Below are 7,073 nucleotides of genomic sequence, written 5' to 3' on the forward strand. Positions count from 1 at the left end.
GGAGGGTCATCCGGGGGTGGCTCGGGCGGTGGTGGTGGTGCGTGAGGACGGGCCGGGGGACAGGCGGCTGGTGGGGTACGTGGTGCCCGAGGAGAGCGGCGGGGAGACCGGTGACGCGGCGGCGGAACCGCTCGTCGCCGAACTCACCGAACGCCTCGCCCGGCGGCTGCCCGACTACATGGTTCCGGCGGCGCTGGTCCCGCTCCGGGAGCTGCCGCTGACCCCGAACGGCAAGGTCGACCGGCGGGCACTGCCGGTGCCCGACTACGCCCGGCGGTCCACGGGGCGGGCACCGCGCAATCCGGCCGAGGAGACCTTCTGCGCGCTGTTCGCCGAGGTGCTCGGCCTGGACCGGGTCGGCGTCGACGACGACTACTTCGCTCTCGGCGGTGACAGCGTTCGCTCCGTCCAGGTCGTCGCCCGGGCGAAGACCCGCGGCCTCGCGGTCGGCGTCCGGGACATCTTCGAGCACCGCACGGCCGCCCGGCTCGCGGAGCTGGCGGCCGGCCGCGACGAGGAGGCACCGGCCCTCCGCGAGCTGCCGGGCGGCGGCACCGGCTGGGCACCGCTGCCCCCGACCGCGGCGCACACCCGCCCGCTCCACGGCGGTGCCGAGCGGGCCTGCGCCTCCCGGTTGCTGACCCTGCCCGCGGACGTCGACCGCGCGGAGCTGGTCAGGGCCGTACAGGCGGTGCTGGACCGGCACGACGCGCTGCGGGCGCGCTTCGACCGGGCGCGGCCCGGCCTGCTGATCGAGCCCCCGGGCAGTGTGTCGGCGGACGCGCTGGTGCGGCACGTCCGCTGGGACGCCGGCGACGACCCCCTCCCCGCCGAGCTGGACGCCGCCGCGGGCCGCCTCGACCCGGACGCCGGCGTGACGTCGCAGTTCGTGTGGCTCGACTCGGCCACCCGCGGTCACCGGCTGTTGGCCGTCGTGCACCGGCTCGTCATGGACGACACGTCGTGGCGCATCCTGGTCGCGGACCTGGTGCGCGCCGGCCGCCGGGCGCGCGGGGACCGGACCACGGCACCGGCCCCGGCGGGCACCTCGTTGCGCCGGTGGCTGCACGCGCTCGCCGACGACGCGGCCACCGCACCGCGACGGGCCGAACTGCCCGCATGGCGTGCGGTGCTGGGCGAGAAGGGGACTGCGCCCGACGCGCCCGAGCCGGGCAGCGGCACCCCCGCGGGCCCGGACAGCGTACGGGTCCGGGTGCCGGCGAACGTCACCGAGGCCGTGCTGACGGTGCTGCCCGCGGTGTTCCGCGCCGGTGTCGACGACGGCCTGCTCACCGGGCTCGCCCTGGCGCTGGCCCGCTGGCGCCCGGCGACCGGGCACCAGGGTCCCTCGACCCTGGTCCGCCTGACCGCACCGGCCCGCGACGAGCACGCCGTACCCGGCGCCGACCTGTCCCGCACGATCGGCCCGCTCACCACGGTGTTCCCGGCCCGGCTCGACCTGACCGGGATCGACGTGGCCGATGCCTTCGCGGGCGGACCGGCCGCCGGGCGGGCGGTCAAGGCCGTCAAGGAACAGCTCCGGTCCCTGCCGCACGCGGGTGTCGGCTACGGCCTGCTGCGGCACCTGGACCCGGACACCGCCGCCGAGTTCACCGGTGCCCCGGAACCGCGCATCGGCTTCACCCATCACAGTGACCCCGCCGGCCCTCCCGGCGGCCCCCGGGACGAGGGGTGGCAGCCGGACACGGCGTACCGGGACCCGCACGGCGCGCCGGACGCGACCCGGCTGTTCCGGTCCGCGCTGGAGATCGACACGACGACCGACGCCACCCCGCAAGGGCCCGAGCTGACCGCCTGCTTCGCCTTCCCGGCCGACGCGTTCTCCCGCGCCGAGGTGAGTCGGCTGGCCGCGCTGTGGGCCGAGGCCCTGACCGCGCTGGCCCGGCACGCCACGACACCCGACGCCGGTGGGCCGACTCCGACGGACGTACCCCTGGTCGACGTGGAGCAGGACGAGATCGACGCCTGGCAGGACCGCTACGGCAGGCTGACGACGGTGTGGCCGGTCACCCCCGCGCAGTCCGGGATCCTGTTCCACAAAACACTCGGCGGGGCGTCGTTCGACCCGTACCACGTCCAGCTCGCGCTCCGGCTGTCCACCGCGGTCGACCCGGAGCGGATGCGCCGGGCCGGGCAGGCCCTGCTGGCCCGCCATCCCAGCCTGCGCGCCGCGTTCGTCGACCGGTCCGAGGGCGATGTCGTGCAGGTGGTGCCCGAGACGGTGACACTGCCGTTCCAGTACCTCGACCTGACGGGCGGCGCCGCGCCGGACCGGACCGAGGCGTTCGAGCGGTTCCTCGTGCGGGACCGGGCCACCTACTTCGACGTGGCCGCGCCACCGCTGATCAGGCTGGCGCTGGTCGCTGTCGAACCGGACCGGCACGAGTTCGTGCTGACCGCCCACCATGCGCTGATCGACGGCTGGTCCCTGCCGCTGCTGATGCGGGACCTGCTGCTTCTCTACGCCGCCGACGGCGATCCGGCCGCCCTGCCCGCCGCCCACGACTACGGTGACTTCCTCTCCTGGCTGGCGGCGCAAGACCGGGACGAGGCGGCGCGGGCCTGGGCGGCGGCGCTGGAGGGGATCGAGGAGCCGACGCTCCTGGCGTCCGACCCCACGGGCGACGGCAGGCGCGCGGACGAGCCGGAAACGGGACGGGGGCAGCTCGACTTCGCGTTCCCGCCCGAGGAGGCGCGGGCCCTCAACGGCCGGGCCGCCGAGCTGGGCGTCACGGTCAACACCGTGGTCCAGGGCGCCTGGGCACTGCTGCTCGGCCGGCTCACCGGCCGCGACGACGTGGTCTTCGGCGCGACCGTCGCGGGCCGCCCGCCCGCGGTGACCGGCGTCGAGTCGCTGGTCGGAATGTTCATCAACACGGTTCCGGTCCGCGTCGCTTGCGCGCCGGGCGACACCCTCGCCGAGGTCCTGGTCCGGCTCCAGGAGCGGCAGGTCGGCCTCATGGAGCACCAGCACCACGCGCTCTCCGAGATCCAGCAGTCGGCCGGCCTGCAGACCCTGTTCGACACGCTGGTCGTCTTCGAGTCCTACCCGATCGACTGGGACGGGCTCGGCGCCGCCGGCGCGGTCGCCGGCGGCATCGCCTTCGACGACTTCCGCCCGTCCACCGGAACCCACTACCCGCTGACCCTGATGGCCGCCGCCGATCCGCACCTGCGCTTCACGCTCCAGTACAAGGAGGGTGACATCGACCGGGACACGGCGCGGTCCTGCGCGGCCCGTCTGGTCCGCGTCCTGCGGCAGTTCGCGGCCGACCCCGGCACGACGGTCGCGCAGACCGAGGTGCTGGAACCGGCCGAACGGGACCGGCTGCTCGTCGAGCTGAACGACACCGCCGCCGAGGTGCCGGCCGCCACGATCCCCGAGCTCTTCGAGGCACAGGCCGCCCGGACCCCGGACGGGATCGCCGTGATCGACGGCGGCACGCGGCTGACCTACCGCCGGCTGAGCGCCCGGGCCGGCCGGCTGGCGCGTGTGCTGGCCGGCCGTGGCGTGGGCGCCGAGTCGGTGGTCGCGGTGTCGTTGCCGCGCTCGGCCGACCTGGTGGTGGCACTGCTCGCGGTTCTGAAGGCGGGCGGCGCCTACCTGCCCGTCGACCCCGCGTACCCCGGCCGGCGCATCGCGGCCGTCCTCGACCAGGCAGGGCCGCACCTGGTGCTGACGGACTCGGCGACCCTGGCCGCGCTGCCGGACCACGACGCCCCGGACGTGCTGCTCGACACCCTCGGCCCCGGCGGCGACGACACCCTCCCGGCCCCTCGGCCGCCCCTCCCGCGGCAACTGGCGTACGTCATGTACACCTCCGGCTCGACGGGCCGGCCCAAGGGCGTCGCCATCACCCACGACACCGTGGTCAACGGCGTACTGCGGCTGGCCTCCCGGGTCGGCATGGGACCGGGCAAGCGGCTGCTGGCCGGCACCTCGGTCAACTTCGACGTCTCGGCGTTCGAGATCTTCACGACGCTGGCGACCGGCGGCACGGCCGAGGTGGTCCGGGACGTCCTGGTGCTGGGCGAGGGCGACGGCTGGAGCGGCAGTGTCGTCTCCACCGTTCCGTCCGCCTTCGCCGAACTGCTCGACCGGATCGCCGGCCGCACCAGCGTGGAGACGGTCGTCTTCGCCGGCGAGGCGCTGCCGTCGTCCCTCGCGGAGAAGACACGGGCGGCCTTCCCCGGCGTACGGGTCGTCAACGCCTACGGCCAGAGCGAGTCGTTCTACGCCACCACCCACACCGTCCGCGACGGCACCGGGGACGCGCGGGGCAGCGTGCCGATCGGCACCCCGCTGGGCAACATGCGGGCCTACGTGCTGGGCCCCGGGCTGTCCGTGACGCCGCCGGGAACGGTCGGTGAGCTGTACGTCGGCGGCAGTGTGGGCCGCGGCTACCACGGACGCGCCGATCTGACGGCCGAGCGCTTCGTCGCCGACCCGTTCGGCCCGGCCGGCTCCCGGATGTACCGCACCGGTGACCTGGCCCGCTGGAACGACGAGGACCAGCTCGAGTACCTGGGCCGGGCCGACGAACAGGTCAAGGTGCGCGGCTTCCGGGTCGAACCGGCCGAGACCGAGGCCGAGCTGGCCGCACACCCCGGCGTCGCGCAGGCCGTGGTCGTCGCCCGTGCCGGGCGCGGCAGGAGCACGGACAAGCACCTCGTCGCGTACGTCGTACCGGCCTCCGCGGGCCCGGTGCCCGAGCCCAAGGAGCTGCGCGCGTTCGTCTCGGCGCGGCTGCCGGAGTTCATGGTGCCGTCCGCCTTCGTGGTCCTGGAAGGGCTTCCGCTCGCGCCGAACGGCAAGCTGGACCGGGCCGCGCTGCCCGAGCCCGACTACACCGGCACCACCTACCGCGCGCCGCGCACCCCCCGCGAGGAGATCCTGGCGGCGCTGTTCGCCGAGGTGCTCGGCCTGGACCGGGTCGGCGTCGACGACAGCTTCTTCGAGCTGGGCGGGCACTCCCTGCTCGCCACCCGGCTGATCGCCAGGCTCCGCGCCGAGCTGGGGGTGGAGCTGCCCATCCGCAAGATCTTCGACATGCCGACGGTGGCCGCGCTCGCACAGTGGTCGCAAGCACCGGGCTCATCCAGCCGTCCCCGCCTGCGCAAGATGACCGTAGAGGAGTAGGGCCATGATCCCGCTGTCCTTCGCGCAACGTCGCTATTGGTTCATGCACCAGCTCGAGGGCGGTGAGACGTGGAACATGTCGGCGGCCTTCCGGCTGGAAGGGTCGTTGGACCGGGCCGCGCTCACCGCGGCGTTGCGTGACGTGGTCGAGCGGCACGAGATACTGCGCACCACCTATCTGTCCGACGGCGGCGAACTCCACCAGCGCGTCCTGCCCCTGGAACAGGCGTGGGACCAGGTGCGGCTGCCGGTGGTCGACGCGGCGCCGGAGGACGTCGCCGGCGCGGTCGAGGACGCGGTCGCCCACGCGTTCGACCTCGCCGGCGAGATCCCCCTGCGGGCGACCCTGGTCCGCACCTCGCCCCGGGTGCACACGTTGGTCCTGGTCATCCACCACATCGCGACGGACGGCAGTTCCGGCGCGCCGCTGGCCAAGGACCTGGCCACGGCCTACACCGCCCGGCTGGCCGGGCGGGCACCGGACTGGGAACCGCTGCCGGTGCAGTACAAGGACTTCACGCTGTGGCAGCGCGAGGTGCTCGGGGAGGTGAGCGACCCCAGCAGTCTCGCCGCCAGGCAACTCGCCTACTGGCGCGAGGAACTGGCCGGGATACCCCAGCCGCTGACCCTGCCGCTCGACCGCCCGCGCTCCGCGGAGGTGCGCACGGACGGCGGCGTGGTCGGCTTCGCCGTGTGTCCCGAGGTGACGGCCGGTCTCGAGAAGCTGTCCGCGGAGCACGGAACGTCCATGGCGATGGTCCTGCACGCCGCGCTGGCGGTGCTGCTGGGCAAGCTCGGCAGCGGACAGGACATCCCGATCGCCACGCCGATCGCCGGGCGGACGGACGAGGCGATGGCCGATCTCGTCGGGTGCTTCGTGAACAACCTCGTGCTGCGGGTGGATCTCTCCGGCGACCCGTCGTTCACCGATGTCCTCGCCCGGGTGCGGGACAAGGCGCTGGCGGCCTACGAGCACCAGGACCTGCCGTTCGACGTGCTGGTCGAGTCGGTCAACCCGGACCGCTCCATCGCGCACCGCCCGCTCTTCCAAGTGATGTGCGGCTGGCAGAACTACGAGAAGCCGCCGCTGGACCTGCCGGGGCTGGAGGTGGAGTTCCAGCAGGCCCTCACGGCCAGGACCATGGTGGACCTCTACGTCAGCATGGCCAAGGACGAGTCGGGGCGGCTGCACGGCGACATCCAGTACGGAAGCGACCTCTTCGACCACGCCACGATCGAGGCCATGGCCGAGCGGTTCAAGCGGGTCCTTGAACAGGTGGTCGCCGATCCGGGCATCCGTGCCGGCGACGTCGACGTGCTCGGTCCGCGGGAGCGGGAGCGGCTGCTGGCGGAGGTGAACGACACCGCGGAGCCGACGCTGGAGGGCGGGCTGGTCGCGGCGGTGGCGCGCCCTGTGCCTGCCCCGGACCGCGGAACTGATGGTGGCGCTGTGGGCGGTGCTGAAGTCGGGGGCGGCGTACGTCCCGGTCGATCCGGACCACCCGCGGGACCGGATCGACCGCATCCTCGCGGACGCCCGCCCCGTCCTCGTCCTGGACGCCGACCTCCTGGCCGGCGCCGACCTGTCCGAGTTCCCGGACACCCCGCCCGAAGTGGCCGTGCGGCCGGAGAACACGCAGTACGTGATCTACACGTCGGGTTCGACGGGCGCCCCGAAGGGGGTCGCGGTCCCCCGCGGTGCGCTGGCGAACTTCGTGGCCGCGGTGCGGCGGCGGTTCCCCCTGTCGCCCGGGGAGCGGATGCTCTTCGCCACCACCGTGTCGTTCGACATGGCCAACACCGAGCTCTATCTGCCGTTGGTGTGTGGTGCGGCTGTGGTGGTGGCGCGGCGGGAGGTGGTGGTCGATCCGGGGGCTGTTGTGGGGTTGATGCGGCGTCATGGGGTGTCGGT

1 protein-coding gene and 3 pseudogenes are annotated in these 7,073 nt (G+C 74.1%); all 4 read left to right on the forward strand.

Annotation, left to right across the window (positions count from 1 at the left end):
- Positions 1–16: 16 nt before the first annotated feature.
- Positions 17–4,591 (forward strand): annotated as a pseudogene (locus IG88_RS0137335) (amino acid adenylation domain-containing protein); the annotation flags it as partial.
- A gap of 69 nt (positions 4,592–4,660) precedes the next feature.
- Positions 4,661–5,161: pseudogene (locus IG88_RS45395) on the forward strand (phosphopantetheine-binding protein); the annotation flags it as partial.
- 43 nt (positions 5,162–5,204) lie between these two features.
- Positions 5,205–6,449 (forward strand): annotated as a pseudogene (locus IG88_RS39700) (condensation domain-containing protein); the annotation flags it as partial.
- A 151-nt stretch (positions 6,450–6,600) separates the two neighbouring features.
- A partial coding sequence (locus IG88_RS44810) for an AMP-binding protein (protein WP_234332483.1) occupies positions 6,601–7,073 on the forward strand: 473 nt, incomplete at its 3' end.

This window comes from Streptomyces sp. NRRL F-5650, from assembly GCF_000721365.1.
GTDB lineage: Bacteria > Actinomycetota > Actinomycetes > Streptomycetales > Streptomycetaceae > Streptomyces > Streptomyces ardesiacus.